The following is a 14,775-nucleotide window of genomic DNA, read 5'->3' as shown; positions in this document are numbered from 1 at the left end:
GAACACATGAAGCCAGCCTCGACAGGCTGGCGTCGTCGCGAGGAGAGCGCATGGGCGCAAGTACTTCTGAAATCGTCGTCGTGACCGATCCTGCGGTCTTCCAGTCGCTGCAAGCCGAATGGGACGCATTGTGGAGCGAGGCCAATGGGCTTCACTTTCAGGCCTTCACCGTTTGCCTCCTGTGCTGGACCCAGGTCGCGCAGCCGCTCGGCAGACGGTTACACTGCGTCGTCTACCGCGAGAACGGAAAACTCCTGCTTGTCTGGCCGCTGGTCAGCCATCGGCGTCTGTTCTGGAACGTACTCGATCCGCTCACCCCTGGAACGATCGAGCACACCAGCATGCTGGTCACGGAAGGCCCGCATAAATCGCGCGCGATTGCAAGCGCCTGGGAAGCAGCGTGCAAGCGTTGCAGCGCCGACCTCTTCATCGTGCCCTATGTCGACACCGGCACGCCCTTGCATGAACATGCATCGCGGCATGCGCGGATCATGGCGATGTCGAACGACATTTCGATGAAAGTGGTCTTCCCGCGTTCCATGGACTGGAATACCTTTTGCACCGGCCTTGGCAGACTGGAGAAAAAACTGCCCGGCGCACGCTATCGCCGGCTCGCCAAAGAAGGCAATCTGGTCATCCGGCAACTCGGCATGGAAGACTCGGACTCTTTCGAAAAGTGGATCGAGTGGATCCTCACGACCAAGCGCGACTGGGCATCGAGCCGGGGAAAAGCGTCGACATGGCTCGCATCGCCCACGTATCAGCGCTATCTCATCGCGTTGCTGAATTCAGCCGACGAGCTCTCGAAAGCTCACCTGTTCATCGTCACGCTCGACGGAGAGCCGATTGCCGCCAACCTCATCGGCATGGGCAAAACGAGCCAGACCAACCTGATCGGCGCCTTCGACAAACGGTACGCCAAATTCGAGCCCGGCCTGCTCGTGAGGGAAATAGAAATGGAGCGTGCATTCGAACGGGGATTCGACGTCGATCTCGGCGTCGGCACCGAGCGGTTCAAGGTCTATTGGAGCAGCAATAACGTCTCGCCGAACGAGAGCTTCGAAATCGCGACGAGCCCGCTCGGATTACTCGCGTTTCGTATCAAACATCTGCTCGGCACGACCCGGACATGGGTTCGCGGCCAGACATCCCGCAAGCCGTCCCAGCCATCACCGAACACGTGAATCACGGCTCCGGTTTCGCGCGAGCCCAGGAGGAAACAGATGAATCACGCGATGGTCGACGTGGCGTGCAACCGGAACACGGCGGGAGCGCAGCGGCCGGCCGTGTCCGTCGTTCTGCCGGTGTTCAACGGCGAAACGCACATTGCGGAAGCCATCGACTCGATTCTCGCTCAATCGATGCCCGACTTCGAACTCCTCGTCATCAACGACGGATCGAGCGACGGCACCCGCGCGATCGTCGAGTCCTACGCTGCACGCGACGCGCGCATTGCGCTCTTCAATACGCCGAACCGCGGCATCGTTGCCGCCTTGAACTTCGGGCTCGAACTCGCCAGCGCGGAATTCATCGCCCGCATGGACGCGGATGACATTGCCTTGCCGCGGCGCTTCGAAATCCAGCTGGCCGTGCTGAAGCGCGACCCCGCGGTGGTCGCCTGCGGCAGCGACCTGCTCAAGTTCGGCGCCGTCACCGGATCACTGCAATTTCCCCGCCACGACGCCATGTGCAAAGCGGCCCTGCTGTTCGGCACCTGCTTCGGACACCCTAGCGTCATGCTGCGCGCCCGCACGCTTCGCGATCACGATCTGCGCTATGACGCACGCTATCAATTCGCCGAGGACTACCGCCTGTGGTCGGTGCTCGCGCAGCACGGCAAGCTCTGCAATATCGCCCAGCCGCTCGTTCGCTACCGGATTCACGATGCGCAGATCGGTCGTGCGTCGCGCGAACCGCAACGGCGCGCCCATCTGGCCGTCGCCCTTCTCAACTGGTCGGAGGCGGGGGCGGCGATCGATCCCGAGCGGCTGAGGAACTTCCTGTGGCCACGTCTCGAACGGCGCGCCGACCTCTGCCGCTACACGTTGCTGTTCTTCCAGGTCGCCGCCTGTGTACTCAATGTGCGCCATCGTAGCCGGCTCGATCATCTCTGGTTCGCCTTGCGCGCCTTTTCGCGCAATGCCGGCCGGCACATCCTGACAGGCCGGCCGGCATGACGACGCCCTACGATTCCAGCGAAAACCGGATGGATCTGCACGCGGCCGCCGGGCTGACTCATTCGAGCCAGCGTTTTTCATATCTGTCGCTGCTGCGCTGGGAGTTCGGCTACGTCCTCATCCTGCTGATATGGTCGCTCTCGGGCGGCAGCGACGCGCTCAAGCTCGCCTCCGACGCTTATGCGATCGCCTTCGTGCTGTACATCGGCATACTGCTGGCGACAAGAATCCATCAGCTCGATCGCACCTGCACGATTCTGCTGGGATTCACCGCGTTCTTTTCACTAGGAAACCTGACGTTGAACGCGGGGCAGGAAAACATCGGCGAAAGCCTGAAAATATTGGCGATTTTCCTGTTCTTCCTCGCCGGCACCACGACCGAAGCGGACTTTCTCGAACGCGCACCCGGCAGGCTGATGGTCGTGCTGTTCGTCGCACTGCCCGTCGCGTTCTCGTTGCGGGATCTGTACGGCGGTTCGAGCTTCGATCCGCTCGACGAAATCTCGCTCTCGTTCTTCGCCAATCGCAACAACGCCATTCTGTTTGCCGTCGTCAGTTCGTGGACGCTGATGCTAGGCGGCGCCCGCCACTGGATCGTCACGCTCTATCTGCTCGCCTGCGCGATCGCCTTCAAGACGCTGGGCGCGATGCTGGCGATTCTGCTCGCGCTCTACCTGGTCTATCTCGGCTTCAACGTGCTGCGGATTGTCTTGCTGGGCTCGCTTGCCGCTGCGTTCGTGATGCTGTTCGGCAGCGAGCTGGAGGTCGTGACGCGCGCCACCGTCGCTTTCACGTCGCTGTCCCGTGTGATGGATCAGGCAGGAGGACTCTGGGGACTCGGCGCGATGAGCTACGAGGAGATCTACGAAGCGGTCGGCACCAGCGACATTTCGCTGATCTTCCGGCTCAAGCACTGGATCAATCTGTTCACGCTCTACGCCGACGGCTCGCTCACGCAGCAACTGTTCGGCTTTGGCGTCACGAGCAGTTTGCGTTTGACCGATCTCAAGCTGCTTCCGCACAACGACTACATCCGGTTCTTCTTCGAACTCGGACCGGGCATGCTGGCCTGCTTCATCGCGATGAACGTTCTGATCGTCAGGCGGATGGGAATCCGCTTCCTGTCCATACCCGCGATCTTCCTGTTCATCTATTTCTTTTCCGACAACATCGTGAACAACTTCCTCGTGATGTCGCTTTTCTACTTTCTGGCCGGCATGTTTTCGCGGCATATCGAGAGTTCGGAGCGCTATCTATCCGACTGAGGACCGGCGCGCTACCGCAATACCTCGCCCGCACCAGAAAACGCTTCGACCATGACGATACCCTCGACCATCCTGAACGTCTCGCAGAATTTCTTTATCAAAGGCGGCTCGGACAGCTACTTTCTGTCCCTCGGCGAACTGCTCGCGCAGCGCGGCCATGGGGTTGTGCCTTTCTGCGCGCGTAGCGAGAAAGACCTGCCTTCCGAGTGGTCGAAGTTCTTTCCGGCAGCAGCGGATTTCGAAGCGCCGTCGGTGATGGATGTCGCCCGTTTCCATTATTCGCAGGCGGCGAAGCGCAATCTCCGCTCGCTTCTTTCGGTGCGGCAATTCGACGTAGCCCATCTGCATATCTATTATGGAAAGCTCACGGGATCGATTCTTCCCGTGTTGAAGGACGCCGGCATTCCCATTGTGCAGACGGTCCATGACTACAAGCTGATCTGCCCGGTCTATACGTGCAGCCGCGACGGCAAGCCATGCGAGCTTTGCCACGGGCGCGACTACTGGCACGCGCTGGTACATCGGTGCAATCGCGGCTCCTATCTGCGCAGCGCGATCTCGACGTCCGAAGCCTACGTTTCGCGCTGGCTCGGCAGCGTGGATGCGATCGATCGCTTCGTCGCGGTGAGCCGATTCTTCGCCGCGAAAATGCAGGCCAACGGAATCGATGCGAACAGGATCACGGTCGTGCCGAATTTCGTTCATCTCGAACAATTCGTACCGCAGTCCGAAGCCGGACGCTATATGGTTTATTTCGGCAGAATCGAGCGCTCGAAAGGCATCGGCACGCTGATCGAAGCATTCCGGCAATTGCCGGACGTGCCTCTCGTCATCGTAGGGGAAGGCAGTTTTCTTGCCGACGCGCGAGCACTCGCGGCGGCCAGCCCCAACATCCGTTTCACCGGATTCAAAAGCGGGAGCGAACTGTACTCGCTCGTCGGCGGAAGCGCCGCGGCCATTCTGCCGGCCGAAGCCTACGAGAATTGCCCGATCTCGATCCTCGAAAGTTTTTCATGCGGCCGGCCGGTCATCGGGTCGAACATCGGCGGCATACCGGAACTGATCGAACACGGTGAAGACGGCTACGTATTCGAGCCGCGCGACGTGCCGTCGCTCAAGCACTACGTGGAAAAAATCTGGGCGCAGCGCGGCCGCAACGATATGGGCCGCGCCGCGCGCCGTAAAGCCGAGCAGCAATTCTCCGCCGACGTTCACTATCGGCGCATTCGCGACGTGTACGAGTCGCTGCCTTCGAGGGGGCGCGCATAAGCCTCTCGAATGCGAAGGACCTGCGGAACACGAAGGCCGCCATCGCCGCGCACGCCGCATCGGCAAGCGCCCGCGATACAGCCGGGAGAAACCCGGCCGACCGTGACGCTCCTTTAGCGCCCCCTAGCGTCCCCCCGACACCCCCCGCTCCAACGCCGCCACGCCCGCCGGCAAATCGACCTTGACGCCGAGATCGACCATCGTGCGGCCGAGCGCATGCACCGTGCGGAACAGATTGTGTTCGCGGCACTGCTCGCCCATCTGCCCGATGCGCACGATCGGCAAACCGAACGAGCCGGAGATTTCCACCTGATGCTGCCGCGAGATATGCGCGCACACGTCGGCGGGACTCAGGCCGTCCGGCACCTCGATGCCGACCACCGAATTGAGCCGGCAATTTTCCGGCGCATACAGTTGCAGGCCCATTGCCGTCACGCCCTGCTGCAACGCGAGCGAGCATTTCAGATGGCGCGCGAAGCGCTTTTCGAGCGTCTCGGCGCACACGAGCCGCAACGCCTCGTGCAAGGCGAGCACGCCCGACACCGGCGCCGTGTAGTGATAACCGGCGTTGTGCCAGAAGTTTTCCGCGAGCGACGCGTCGAGGCACCAGTGCGTATTCGGCACCGTGCGGCCTTTCACGCGCGCCCAGGCCGCATCGGAAAACGCGATCAGCGAGACGCCCGGAATCGACGACAGCCCCTTCTGCCCGCCCGTAATCACCGCGTCGATACCCCACGCGTCCATTTCGAGCGGCATCGTGCTCAAGGTGCAAACCGCGTCGACGATCACGAGCGCGCCCGCTTCCTTCGCAATGGCGGCGATGTCCTTCAGATGATGGTTCCACACCGTGTTCGAGGTTTCCCCCTGCACGACCGTCACGACCTCGGGACGCTCGCGGCGGATCGCCTCGGCCACCTGTTCGAGACTCGCGACCGTACGGTCCGCGACCTCGAGCACGCTCACGCGCGCGCCGACGCGCCGGCCCATGTCGGCCATGCGATCGCTGAAGAAGCCGTTCTTGATGCACAGCATGCGCGTGCCTTCCCACGCGAGATTGGAGATCGCCATCTCCATCGCGCCCGATCCCGGTCCCGCGACGCCGAGCACCCACTTCGACTGCGTCTGGAACACATAGCGCGCCATCGTCTTCACCTGGTTCACGACCTTCGCCATCGTGCCACCGAGGTGATTGATGACGATCGCATTGGCCTTGGCGACGGCGGCGGGAATCGGCACGGGGCCGGCACCCATCATCAGCAGCGGTTCTTCGGGCAGGATGGCGTCGAGCGATTCGACAACCGGACAGGGGACGGACGAAGCAACGGTAGAGGATGAGGAAATCGGCATGATCGGTACGTGAATATTCAGGCGCAAGGGAACGAACGGCCTCGTGGCGGTTAAGCCAGCGAGGCCGTTCGTCCGATCATTCACCGAACCGCGCGATTGCGCAAGTTTTTCGGCACGCATGCCTGGGCAGTGCTGTATCGGCCCGCGCGCCGGTACAGTTACTTCATCTTGAGCGCGACCATGCGGCTGTCGGCGAAGAATCGGTCGATGAACTCGAGCCCGCCGGGCCCAGTCGTGACCGACTCGTCGCGCTGGTGCAGTTCCTTCTTCACGTCGTGCGGCAATTCGCCGGGCAGCCGGTCGTGCACGTTGTCGCGATGCGAATAGCCGACGACTCGGCAAAATTGCCAGATCGCGCAGCGTCGTTGCGGTGTGGCAAGCCGAAACGATCTCCCGTACGCCGGACAGTCGCTCTTTCCTCGCGAAGTCGCCTAATATCGTGAAACAGATAATCCGCTATTGGCGGAGTTCTTTCGGCCTGATTGAACAGGCCTCGTTCGGAATGCTTTTCAAGCAATATTGCAGTTCCGCGACCTTATCAATCTCGTTTTCGACGCGGGCCGATTTCGCGAAAACAAACGCCTGAACACGTCTTCTTCGGAGTCCGATATGCGCATGATCCTGTTCAGCTGCCGTCAATACGATAGCGACACGTTCACCGAAGCCAATGCCGCGCACGGCTACCAGCTGCATTTCCAGGAATCCCATCTCGATCGCGAAACCGCGGTCCTCGCCGCGGGCTACGAAGTGGTCTGCCCGTTCGTCAACGACACGGTCGACGCCGCCACGCTCGAACGGCTTCATGCCGGCGGCACGCGCATGATCGCGCTGCGCTCGGCGGGCTTCAATCACGTCGACCTCGCGGCGGCCGAACGGCTCGGCATGCTGGTCGCGCGCGTGCCGGCCTACTCGCCGCATGCGGTCGCCGAACATGCGGTCGGGCTGATCCTCGCGCTGAACCGGCGCCTGCCGCGCGCGGTCGCTCGCACCCGCGAGGGCGACTTCTCGCTGCACGGGCTGCTCGGCTTCGATCTGCACGGCAAAACGGTCGGCGTGATCGGCACGGGCATCATCGGCCGCGTATTCGGGCGCATCATGGCGGGCTTCGGCATGCAGGTGCTCGCGCACGATCCGGGCACGCCCGCTGCCGACCTGCTCGCGCTCGGCGCGCGCTACGTGCCGCTCGACACGCTGCTGGCCGAATCCGACGTCGTCAGTCTGCATTGCCCGCTGCTGCCGGCCACCTACCATCTGATCGACGGCGCCGCGCTGGCGAAGATGAAGCGCGGCGCGATGCTGATCAACACCGGGCGCGGCGGGCTCGTCGAGGCGAACGCGCTGGTCGGCGCGTTGAAGGACGGCCAGCTCGGCCATCTCGGGCTCGATGTCTACGAAGAGGAAGGCGGCATCTTCTTCGAGGACCACTCGAATCTGCCGCTGCAGGACGACGTGCTCGCGCGTCTGCTGATGTTCCCGAACGTGATCGTCACCGCGCACCAGGCGTTCTTCACGCGCGAGGCGATGAACGAGATCGCGCAGACCACGCTCGCGAATATCGCGGCATGGCAGGCCGGCACGCCGTGCAACGTCGTGCATGCGGCGGGGTAGCAGCGCAGTAGAGGCAAGCGCGCACGTCAGGTGGGAACTTCAGACGCGAACTTCAGGCCCGCCCGAACCGGTCGTCCGGGCTACTCGCCTTGGTCGCGGTCCGGCCCGGTCGCGCGAATCGCGGTGCGGGCGTCGTCGGCCGCACCGCACAGCTCGCGCAGCAGCGCCGCCTCGCGCTCGTGCACTTCCACCGGACACCAGCGCGCCCCGGCCTCGGCCAGATAGCGCGCGCGGTGCTGGCCGTTGCGGAACGCCACCACGCCCTCGCGTTCGAGACCGAACCAGCCGAGCAGCCCCGGCGCGCGGCGCGTGGTGATCGTCACGTAGGGCATCTGCGGAATACGCGGGCTCTCGGGATCGAGAAACTCGCGAATCCCGCGCACCTTGCCCGTATGCCATTCGGCGACCGGCTTGAGCACATAGTCGGTGTTGTCGCGATCGGCGCAGACGAGCAGCTTGCGAAGATCGACGAGCACCACCTGGTGGCGGGTGCCGTCGGTGACGAACACGCGTTTGAGTCGCACATGGTCGTACCATGAATGCGCGCTTAGCGGCACGATCCAGACCGTTTCGGCGGAGATCGGCGCATCAGTTGATGATGAAGTGGGCAAAGGCAAGGACAAAGGCGGGCTCGGCAAGCTGGCGGAAGGCCGCCAGCGCATAAATAGAGCGCTCACGCTACGAGCCGGATGTGAAAGAAACATGACAGCCTACCGGATTAATCGCGCTGCATGAGCATGCCGCCACGCCGCCCATACCAACGGGCAAGCCCCGACCTACAAGGTACATAACGATGATAGCCACTCGGCATTTCAATGAACACGTGAGAATCGAGACAAATGAGGACAAAGACCTCGCTACGATCGTGCTCGACCGGCCCGCGCGGCGCAACGCGGTCGACCGCCCGATCGCACAGGCGCTCGGCGCCGCGTTCGCGTGCTTCGAGGCCGAGCCCGCATGGCGCGCGGCGGTGCTGTTCGGCGCGGGCGGCACGTTTTGCGCGGGCGCGGACCTGAGCGCGCTTGGCGACGACGCGCGCCGCAACGAACTGCGCGCCGACGGCAGCGGCCCCGGTCCGATGGGACCGACGCGCATGCACTTCAGCAAGCCGGTGATCGCGGCGATAGCGGGCCATGCGGTGGCGGGCGGGTTGGAGCTTGCGGCCATGTGCGATCTGCGGGTGGTCGAGGACGATGCGGTGCTGGGCGTGTTCTGCCGGCGCATCGGGATTCCGCTGATCGACGGCGGCACGATCCGCCTGCCGCGGCTGATCGGCTTGTCGCGCGCGCTCGATCTGATCCTGACCGGCCGCGCGGTCGATGCCCGCGAAGCGCTCGCGATCGGTCTTGCCAACCGCGTGGTGCCGCACGGCACGGCCCGCGCGGCGGCCGAGCAACTGGCCGCCGAGCTTGCCGCGTTGCCGCAGGCCGCCCTGCTGGCCGACCGCCGCTCGGCATTGGAAAACAGTGCGCTCGACGATCTCGCCGAGGCGCTGCGGCGCGAAGGCGCGGGCGGATATCAGGCGGTGTTCGCCGAAGGCGTCGCGGGCGCGGCGCGCTTTGTCTCGGGGGCGGGGCGTCATGGGGAAACGTTCGGTCAATGAAGCGATAGAGTAAGGCGATATGAGGCGAACTCGCCGCTGCACGGCAACAACCGGACAACCGCAACCTCGCAACCTGGCAACCACAGCCTGTTTTACGGCACATTCCGCACAAAACAACAGCCGTCCCGGCTGCGAGCACGCCTGTTTTGACTTAGGTAGAATCCCCTACTGTTTTACCCGACCCGGCGCCGGCGTTCTCGCCCCGACAACGTCCGCCGTCCGGCGCGTATCCGGCGCGCCGCTTCACGCCTCGTATCCCGTCATCATGCCCTTGCCCCTGCTTGCCCTCGCCGTTGCCGCCTTTGGGATCGGTACCACCGAGTTCGTCATCATGGGGCTGTTGCCCGACGTCGCGCGCGATCTGTCCGTCTCGATCCCGGCCGCGGGCATGCTCGTGTCGGCATATGCGCTCGGCGTCACGATCGGCGCGCCGATCGTCGCGATCGCCGTCGCCAATATGCCGCGCAAGAAAGCGCTGATGAGCCTGATCGGCGTGTTCATCGTCGGCAATCTGCTGTGCGCGGTCGCGCCGGGCTACGCGGTGCTGATGGCCGCGCGCATCGTCACCGCGTTCTGTCATGGCGCGTTCTTCGGCATCGGCTCGGTGGTCGCGGCGGGGCTCGTCGCACCGAATCGCCGCGCGCAGGCCATCGCCCTGATGTTCACCGGCCTCACGCTCGCCAACGTACTTGGCGTGCCGCTCGGCACCGCGCTTGGCCAGGCGGTCGGCTGGCGCGCGACGTTCTGGGCCGTGACCGGCATCGGCGTGCTGGCGGCGGCCGCGCTCGCGGTATGCCTGCCCGCGAAGATCGAGATGCAGAAGGCGAGCCTCGTGCGCGAATTCAGCGTGTTGAAGAACCCGCAGGTGCTGATGGTGCTCGGCATCAGCGTGCTCGCCTCGGCCAGCCTGTTTTCCACCTTCACCTACATCACGCCGATTCTCGAAGACGTGACCGGCTTCACGCCGCACGCGGTCACGCTCGTGCTGCTGCTGTTCGGCCTCGGCCTGACGGTCGGCAGCACGCTCGGCGGCAAGCTCGCCGACTGGCGACTGCTGCCCTCGCTGATCGCGTTCCTGCTCGCGATCGTCGTGATCCTGTGCGTGTTCGCGGGCACGATGCACGCGCGCATTCCGGCGATGCTGACGGTCTTCGTGTGGGGCGTGCTCGCGTTCGCGATCGTGCCGCCGCTGCAGATGCTGATCGTCGATCGCGCGAGCCATGCGCCGAACCTCGCCTCGACGCTGAACCAGGGCGCCTTCAATCTCGGCAACGCGACTGGCGCCTGGCTCGGCGGCATGGCGATCGGCGCGGGCGCACCGCTCACGACGCTGCCGTGGGTCGGCGTCGCGACCTCGTTCGGTGCGCTGCTGCTCACGCTGTGGTCGGTGTCGATCGAGCGGCGCATGGCGATGGCGGGCTGACGGCGAGCGGCGTGCGCCTCAGCGCAGCGCCGGCAGAATCTCGCCCGCGCACACGCCAAACCCGACGCGATACCCCTCGCCCTGGCACCATCCGGCCAGCGTCAGCTCGTCGCCATCCTCGATGAACGTGCGCGTGCCGCCCTCCTTCAGTTCGAGCGGCCTCTTGCCGTTCCACGTCAGTTCGAGCAGGCTGCCGTAGGAATCCTCGGTCGGTCCGCTGATCGTGCCCGAGCCCATCAGATCGCCGACGCGCGTATTGCAGCCCGACACCGTGTGATGCGCGAGCTGTTGCGCCATCGTCCAGTACATGTGCCTGAAGTTGGTCCGCGAGATCGTGTTTGCCTCGTGCGCGTGCTGCGCGCGCAAGGTGACTTCGAGATGGATATCGAACGCATGCTGGCCGTCGTGCCGCAGATAGTCGAGCGGCTGCGGTTCCTGCTGCGGCTGCGCGACGCGGAACGGTTCGAGCGCGTCGAGCGTGACGATCCACGGCGAGATCGTCGTCGCGAAGGTCTTCGAGTTGAACGGGCCGAGCGGCACGTATTCCCATTGCTGGATGTCGCGCGCGCTCCAGTCGTTCAACAGCACCATGCCGAAGATATGCGCCTCGGCATCCTCGCAGGCAATCGGCTCGCCCAACGCATTACCGCCGCCGACGATAAAGCCCATCTCCAGCTCGATATCGAGCTTGCGGCATGCGCCGAACACCGGCCGTTCCTGATCGGGCAGCTTCAGTTGACCGTTCGGGCGCCGCACCGGCGTGCCGCTCACGACCACCGACGACGCCCGTCCGTTGTAGCCGATCGGCATCTCCGACCAGTTCGGCAGCAGCGCATTCTTCGGATCGCGAAACATCGAGCCGACGTTGGTCGCGTGCTCCTTCGAGGAATAGAAATCGGTGTAGCCCGGAATCCGCACCGGCAGATGGAGGCGCGCCTCGGCCTGGCTCACGAGCGCCTTCGCGCGCAACGCGGCATCGTCGCGCAGGGTGGCGCACTCGCGCGCGAGCAACTGGCTCAGCTGGATGCGCACGCTACGCCACGCCTCGCGGCCAAGCGCGATGAAGTCGTTGAGCGCATCGCGCGCGAACACGCCCTGCGCGGGTACGTTCAGCAGGCTCGCCGCCTGCAACGCGGCGAGATCGACGATCGTGTCGCCGATCGCGACGCCCACGCGCGGCACGTCGTTGCCACGGTCGCTGAAAATGCCGAACGGCAGGTTCTGGATCGGGAAGTCGCTGGCCGGATCGTTGGCCGACTCGACCCAGCTTTTGCGCGACGGATCGAGCGTCGCCTGAAAATCGTTTACCGCGTTCATCGTTGCTCCGGATTGAAGTGTTTCTTGAGGCCTTGCCAGCACTCGTAGTAATGCGCCTGCAATTGCGCGGTTTCGAGCGCGAAACGGGTCGGCCGGATCAGCGTGCGCGTCTCGAACATGAAGGCCATCGTGTCGCCAACCTTCTTCGGCACCGACGTATCGATCTGCGATGCCTTCTCGAACGTATCCGCGTCGGGGCCGTGGCCCGTCATGCAGTTGTGCAGGCTCGCGCCACCCGGCACGAAGCCCTCGGCCTTCGCGTCGTAGACGCCATGCACGAGGCCCATGAACTCGCTCGCGACATTGCGATGGAACCACGGCGGACGGAACGTATCTTCGGCGGCGAGCCAGCGCGGCGGGAAGATCACGAAGTCGACCGTATCGACGCCGGGGGTATCGCTTTGCGATTGCAGCACGAGGAAGATCGACGGGTCCGGATGGTCGTAGCTGATCGAGCCGATCGTGTTGAAGCGGCGCAGGTCGTATTTGTACGGCGCGTAGTTGCCGTGCCACGCGACCACGTCGAGCGGCGAATGATCGATGTCCGCGCGCCACAGATGGCCGTTCATCTTCGCGACCAGTTCGAACGCGCCTTCGCGGTCTTCATAAGCGGCATGCGGCGTGAGGAAGTCGCGCGGATTGGCGAGCCCGTTCGAGCCGATCGGCCCGAGTTCCGGCAGGCGCAGCAGCGCACCGAAGTTCTCGCAGATATAGCCGCGCGCGCTGCCGTCCGGCAGGCTCACCGCGAAACGCACGCCGCGCGGAATCACCGCGATCTCGAACGGCTCGATATCGAGCCGGCCCAATTCGGTCGCGATATGCAGACGCCCTTGTTGCGGCACGATCAGCAATTCGCCGTCGGCGCTATAGAAGAAGCGCTCCTGCATCGAGCGGTTCGCCGCGTACAGGTGAATCGCGCAGCCGCTCATCGCTTCGGCCGCGCCGTTGCCGGCCATCGTCACCCAACCGTCGATGAAATCGGTCGGCTCGGCAGGCATCGGCAGCGGATCCCAGCGCAACTGATTCGGCGGCGTCGGCGGCATCGCCGCGAAATTGGCGACGAGCCGCTCCGAGGGCATCAAGGTGAACGGCTGGTGCATGGCCGCCGGGCGAATCCGGTACAGCCAGGAGCGGCGGTTGTGGCCGCGCGGCGCCGTGAACGCGGTGCCCGACAGCTGTTCGGCGTACAGCCCGTAGGCCGCGCGCTGCGGCGAATTGCGCCCGCTCGGCAGCGCGCCCGGCAAGGCCTCGGTCGCGAACTCGTTCGCGAAACCCGACTGATAGCCCGGCTCGATTTCCGGCCGCAGGCGTCCGGCGGCCGGCGTGCGTGATGAGGTGTCCATACGAGGTTCTCCGTTAATACGCGATCTTTCCAGTCAGGCGGTCAAGCGATCAGGCCGGCATTCGCTGCGGATGCGCGGCCGTGTTGCCGTGTCGCGCCCGCTTGTTTCCGCATTCAGCCCGCTTGTTTCCGCATCCATTTTCGTACTGCGCGGCCGGCATGGCGGGCCGGACCTGCTACGCCGCGCGGCCGACAGCCCGGCTCGATCCGGCTCGGTGTCAACGTTCCCGACCGTCGCAGCCGCCCTTTAATTTACGAATAGTAAAACGAATTATGAATAGTGAAAATAACGTATACCCTGGAGGCCGATCGGGCAATCTGTCCCCGAACTGGCGCCAGAGCCGCTTCCCGCGCGCCGTACCGCCCGGTGAAGCCCGCGCGGACAGGCGTCCGGCCAATATCGTTATGAGCATTTTGTTCATGTGCGCGCGGCGCGGACTGCTACCATCGAACCATGCGCCCATTGCGTCGCGTTTTGTGTCGCGCTTCGCATCGCCACGCGGCGGGCGCGGCATCCATCGTTGCCCTTGATCCCATTTCATGATTCCGCCGACCATCCCCGATCTCGTCGCCCGCGCCACCCACCATCCGTTTCTCGGCAAGTATCTGGCGATGGGGGACGGCGCGCACGACGGCATCGCGCTCGCACGCTGCGACGGCCTCGAACTCGCGAGCGCCTACGAGCCGATCTTCGACATCAGCGTGCATGCGCTCGCGCAGTCGCTGTCATGCGGCGCGGAAGGCGTCGACCGCTTCGGCGACGAACTCGGCTTTCAGGCCGTCACGCACCGGCTCGACACGCCGCCGTCCGACGTCTTCGATCCCTTCGACCGGATCGCCGACGATCAGCAACTGGTCGCGCTCGATCGCATGTCGCGCGCGCTGCATGCGATCAATTTCTTTGGCGCCCAACGGCATGGGCTGCTGTTTCTGCGCGTGCACGAGCGGCTGCTCAAGAGCGTGAAATACGATCACGGCCAGCATTTTTCGAACGTGCTGACGTCGTTCGGATTGAGTCCGGCGCGCATCGTGATCGAGTTGCCGGCGGCCGCGGTCGCACACAAGACCTTCCTCGGCTACCTGACGCGCAGCTATCAGCATTACGGTTTCAAGGTGGCGGGCAATCTGTCGAACGCGGGGCAGATCCTGTCGGTGTCGGAAACGGCGCGGCTCGACTTCATCAAGATGGATGCGGGCGTCGCGTTGCGCGATGCGACGGTCAAGCCGCTGGTCGGCTATGCGAACCGCCTGCATGTGCCGCTGATTTTCAATCGTGTGGTGGATGAAGCGCAGTTCGTCGCGTTGCAGCAGTACGACGTGCGCTTCGTGCAGGGGCCGTTGTTCAACGCGCATTATCACGACCGGGCGGCGTGAGTTTTTCCGGCGCGTTCATGCGGCGCGGGTTCGCGCCGCGCTATCGACCC

At 64.3% G+C, this 14,775-nt stretch carries 13 protein-coding genes and 1 pseudogene; 9 read left to right on the top strand and 5 right to left on the bottom strand.

Going from position 1 to position 14,775, the window contains the following annotated elements:
* Window positions 1-50: 50 nt before the first annotated feature.
* Genes F3J19_RS00775 through F3J19_RS00760 form a run of 4 tightly spaced genes read left to right on the top strand, consistent with a single transcriptional unit; the run spans window position 51 to window position 4,711 of the window.
* Window positions 51-1,184: a GNAT family N-acetyltransferase gene (locus F3J19_RS00775; RefSeq protein WP_167036199.1), complete on the top strand. Its 1,134-nt coding sequence runs from the start codon at window positions 51-53 to the stop codon at window positions 1,182-1,184.
* Between the two features lie 39 nt (window positions 1,185-1,223).
* Window positions 1,224-2,177, top strand: a complete 954-nt coding sequence (locus F3J19_RS00770) for a glycosyltransferase family A protein (protein ID WP_167036196.1) — start codon at window positions 1,224-1,226, stop codon at window positions 2,175-2,177.
* A complete protein-coding gene (locus F3J19_RS00765) occupies window positions 2,174-3,442 on the top strand; it encodes a hypothetical protein (protein ID WP_167036193.1) in 1,269 nt (422 codons plus the stop codon). The genes F3J19_RS00770 and F3J19_RS00765 overlap by 4 nt, the downstream gene beginning before the upstream one ends.
* 51 nt (window positions 3,443-3,493) lie before the next feature.
* A complete protein-coding gene (locus tag F3J19_RS00760) occupies window positions 3,494-4,711 on the top strand; it encodes a glycosyltransferase family 4 protein (RefSeq protein ID WP_167036190.1) in 1,218 nt (405 codons plus the stop codon).
* 123 nt (window positions 4,712-4,834) lie between these two features.
* Here the strand turns inward: F3J19_RS00760 and F3J19_RS00755 are convergent, their stop codons facing one another.
* Together F3J19_RS00755 and F3J19_RS00750 are read right to left on the bottom strand one after the other, a co-directional pair.
* Window positions 4,835-6,058 carry an alanine--glyoxylate aminotransferase family protein gene (locus tag F3J19_RS00755; RefSeq protein WP_167036187.1) on the bottom strand — a complete coding sequence of 408 codons (1,224 nt, stop codon included), beginning with the start codon at window positions 6,056-6,058 and terminating at the stop codon, window positions 4,835-4,837.
* 170 nt (window positions 6,059-6,228) lie between these two features.
* A pseudogene (locus F3J19_RS00750) lies at window positions 6,229-6,381 on the bottom strand (aspartate 4-decarboxylase); the annotation flags it as partial.
* 286 nt (window positions 6,382-6,667) lie between these two features.
* On the opposite strand from F3J19_RS00750, the gene F3J19_RS00745 reads away from it, so the two are divergent.
* Window positions 6,668-7,666 carry a 2-hydroxyacid dehydrogenase gene (locus F3J19_RS00745; RefSeq protein WP_167036184.1) on the top strand — a complete coding sequence of 333 codons (999 nt, stop codon included), beginning with the start codon at window positions 6,668-6,670 and terminating at the stop codon, window positions 7,664-7,666.
* An 80-nt stretch (window positions 7,667-7,746) separates the two neighbouring features.
* On the opposite strand, the gene F3J19_RS00740 is transcribed toward F3J19_RS00745, so the two are convergent.
* Window positions 7,747-8,277 (bottom strand): hypothetical protein, encoded by a 531-nt coding sequence (locus tag F3J19_RS00740; RefSeq protein WP_240158637.1) that lies wholly within the window; start codon window positions 8,275-8,277, stop codon window positions 7,747-7,749.
* Between F3J19_RS00740 and F3J19_RS32480 the strand changes: the two genes are divergently transcribed.
* The 3 genes from F3J19_RS32480 to F3J19_RS00730 all read left to right on the top strand — a co-directional run bounded on the left by F3J19_RS32480 (window position 8,180) and on the right by F3J19_RS00730 (window position 10,692).
* Complete coding sequence (locus F3J19_RS32480; RefSeq protein ID WP_240158658.1) at window positions 8,180-8,401, top strand: hypothetical protein; 222 nt, start codon at window positions 8,180-8,182, stop codon at window positions 8,399-8,401. The two genes, F3J19_RS00740 and F3J19_RS32480, sit on opposite strands and share 98 nt — an antisense overlap.
* Before the next feature lie 58 nt (window positions 8,402-8,459).
* Complete coding sequence (locus tag F3J19_RS00735) at window positions 8,460-9,269, top strand: crotonase/enoyl-CoA hydratase family protein (RefSeq protein WP_167036178.1); 810 nt, start codon at window positions 8,460-8,462, stop codon at window positions 9,267-9,269.
* Window positions 9,270-9,534: 265 nt separating this feature from the next.
* On the top strand, window positions 9,535-10,692 hold the full coding sequence (locus F3J19_RS00730) for an MFS transporter (RefSeq protein ID WP_167036175.1): 1,158 nt from the start codon (window positions 9,535-9,537) through the stop codon (window positions 10,690-10,692).
* An 18-nt stretch (window positions 10,693-10,710) separates the two neighbouring features.
* Here the strand turns inward: F3J19_RS00730 and fahA are convergent, their stop codons facing one another.
* Together fahA and hmgA are read right to left on the bottom strand one after the other, a co-directional pair.
* Window positions 10,711-12,009 (bottom strand): fumarylacetoacetase, encoded by a 1,299-nt coding sequence (gene fahA / locus F3J19_RS00725; RefSeq protein ID WP_167036172.1) that lies wholly within the window; start codon window positions 12,007-12,009, stop codon window positions 10,711-10,713.
* On the bottom strand, window positions 12,006-13,352 hold the full coding sequence (hmgA, locus tag F3J19_RS00720; protein WP_167036169.1) for a homogentisate 1,2-dioxygenase: 1,347 nt from the start codon (window positions 13,350-13,352) through the stop codon (window positions 12,006-12,008). Before hmgA ends, fahA begins: the two co-directional genes overlap by 4 nt.
* A gap of 539 nt (window positions 13,353-13,891) precedes the next feature.
* On the opposite strand from hmgA, the gene F3J19_RS00715 reads away from it, so the two are divergent.
* On the top strand, window positions 13,892-14,725 hold the full coding sequence (locus tag F3J19_RS00715) for an EAL domain-containing protein (protein ID WP_167036166.1): 834 nt from the start codon (window positions 13,892-13,894) through the stop codon (window positions 14,723-14,725).
* Window positions 14,726-14,775 lie beyond the last annotated feature (50 nt).

This window comes from Burkholderia sp. Ax-1724 (genome assembly GCF_011752995.1).
Lineage (GTDB): Bacteria > Pseudomonadota > Gammaproteobacteria > Burkholderiales > Burkholderiaceae > Paraburkholderia.
This window is presented reverse-complemented; position numbering and strand designations above follow the sequence as displayed.

Excerpts from the sequence above, each read along its gene's own strand:
- F3J19_RS00775 (WP_167036199.1), top strand. The coding sequence starts at position 51 with ATGGGCGCAAGTACTTCTGAAATCGTCGTCGTGACCGATCCTGCGGTC.
- F3J19_RS00770 (WP_167036196.1), top strand. The coding sequence starts at position 1,224 with ATGAATCACGCGATGGTCGACGTGGCGTGCAACCGGAACACGGCGGGA.
- F3J19_RS00765 (WP_167036193.1), top strand. The coding sequence starts at position 2,174 with ATGACGACGCCCTACGATTCCAGCGAAAACCGGATGGATCTGCACGCG.
- F3J19_RS00760 (WP_167036190.1), top strand. The coding sequence starts at position 3,494 with ATGACGATACCCTCGACCATCCTGAACGTCTCGCAGAATTTCTTTATC.
- F3J19_RS00755 (WP_167036187.1), bottom strand. The coding sequence starts at position 6,058 with ATGCCGATTTCCTCATCCTCTACCGTTGCTTCGTCCGTCCCCTGTCCG.
- F3J19_RS00745 (WP_167036184.1), top strand. The coding sequence starts at position 6,668 with ATGCGCATGATCCTGTTCAGCTGCCGTCAATACGATAGCGACACGTTC.
- F3J19_RS00735 (WP_167036178.1), top strand. The coding sequence starts at position 8,460 with ATGATAGCCACTCGGCATTTCAATGAACACGTGAGAATCGAGACAAAT.
- F3J19_RS00730 (WP_167036175.1), top strand. The coding sequence starts at position 9,535 with ATGCCCTTGCCCCTGCTTGCCCTCGCCGTTGCCGCCTTTGGGATCGGT.
- fahA (WP_167036172.1), bottom strand. The coding sequence starts at position 12,009 with ATGAACGCGGTAAACGATTTTCAGGCGACGCTCGATCCGTCGCGCAAA.
- hmgA (WP_167036169.1), bottom strand. The coding sequence starts at position 13,352 with ATGGACACCTCATCACGCACGCCGGCCGCCGGACGCCTGCGGCCGGAA.
- F3J19_RS00715 (WP_167036166.1), top strand. The coding sequence starts at position 13,892 with ATGATTCCGCCGACCATCCCCGATCTCGTCGCCCGCGCCACCCACCAT.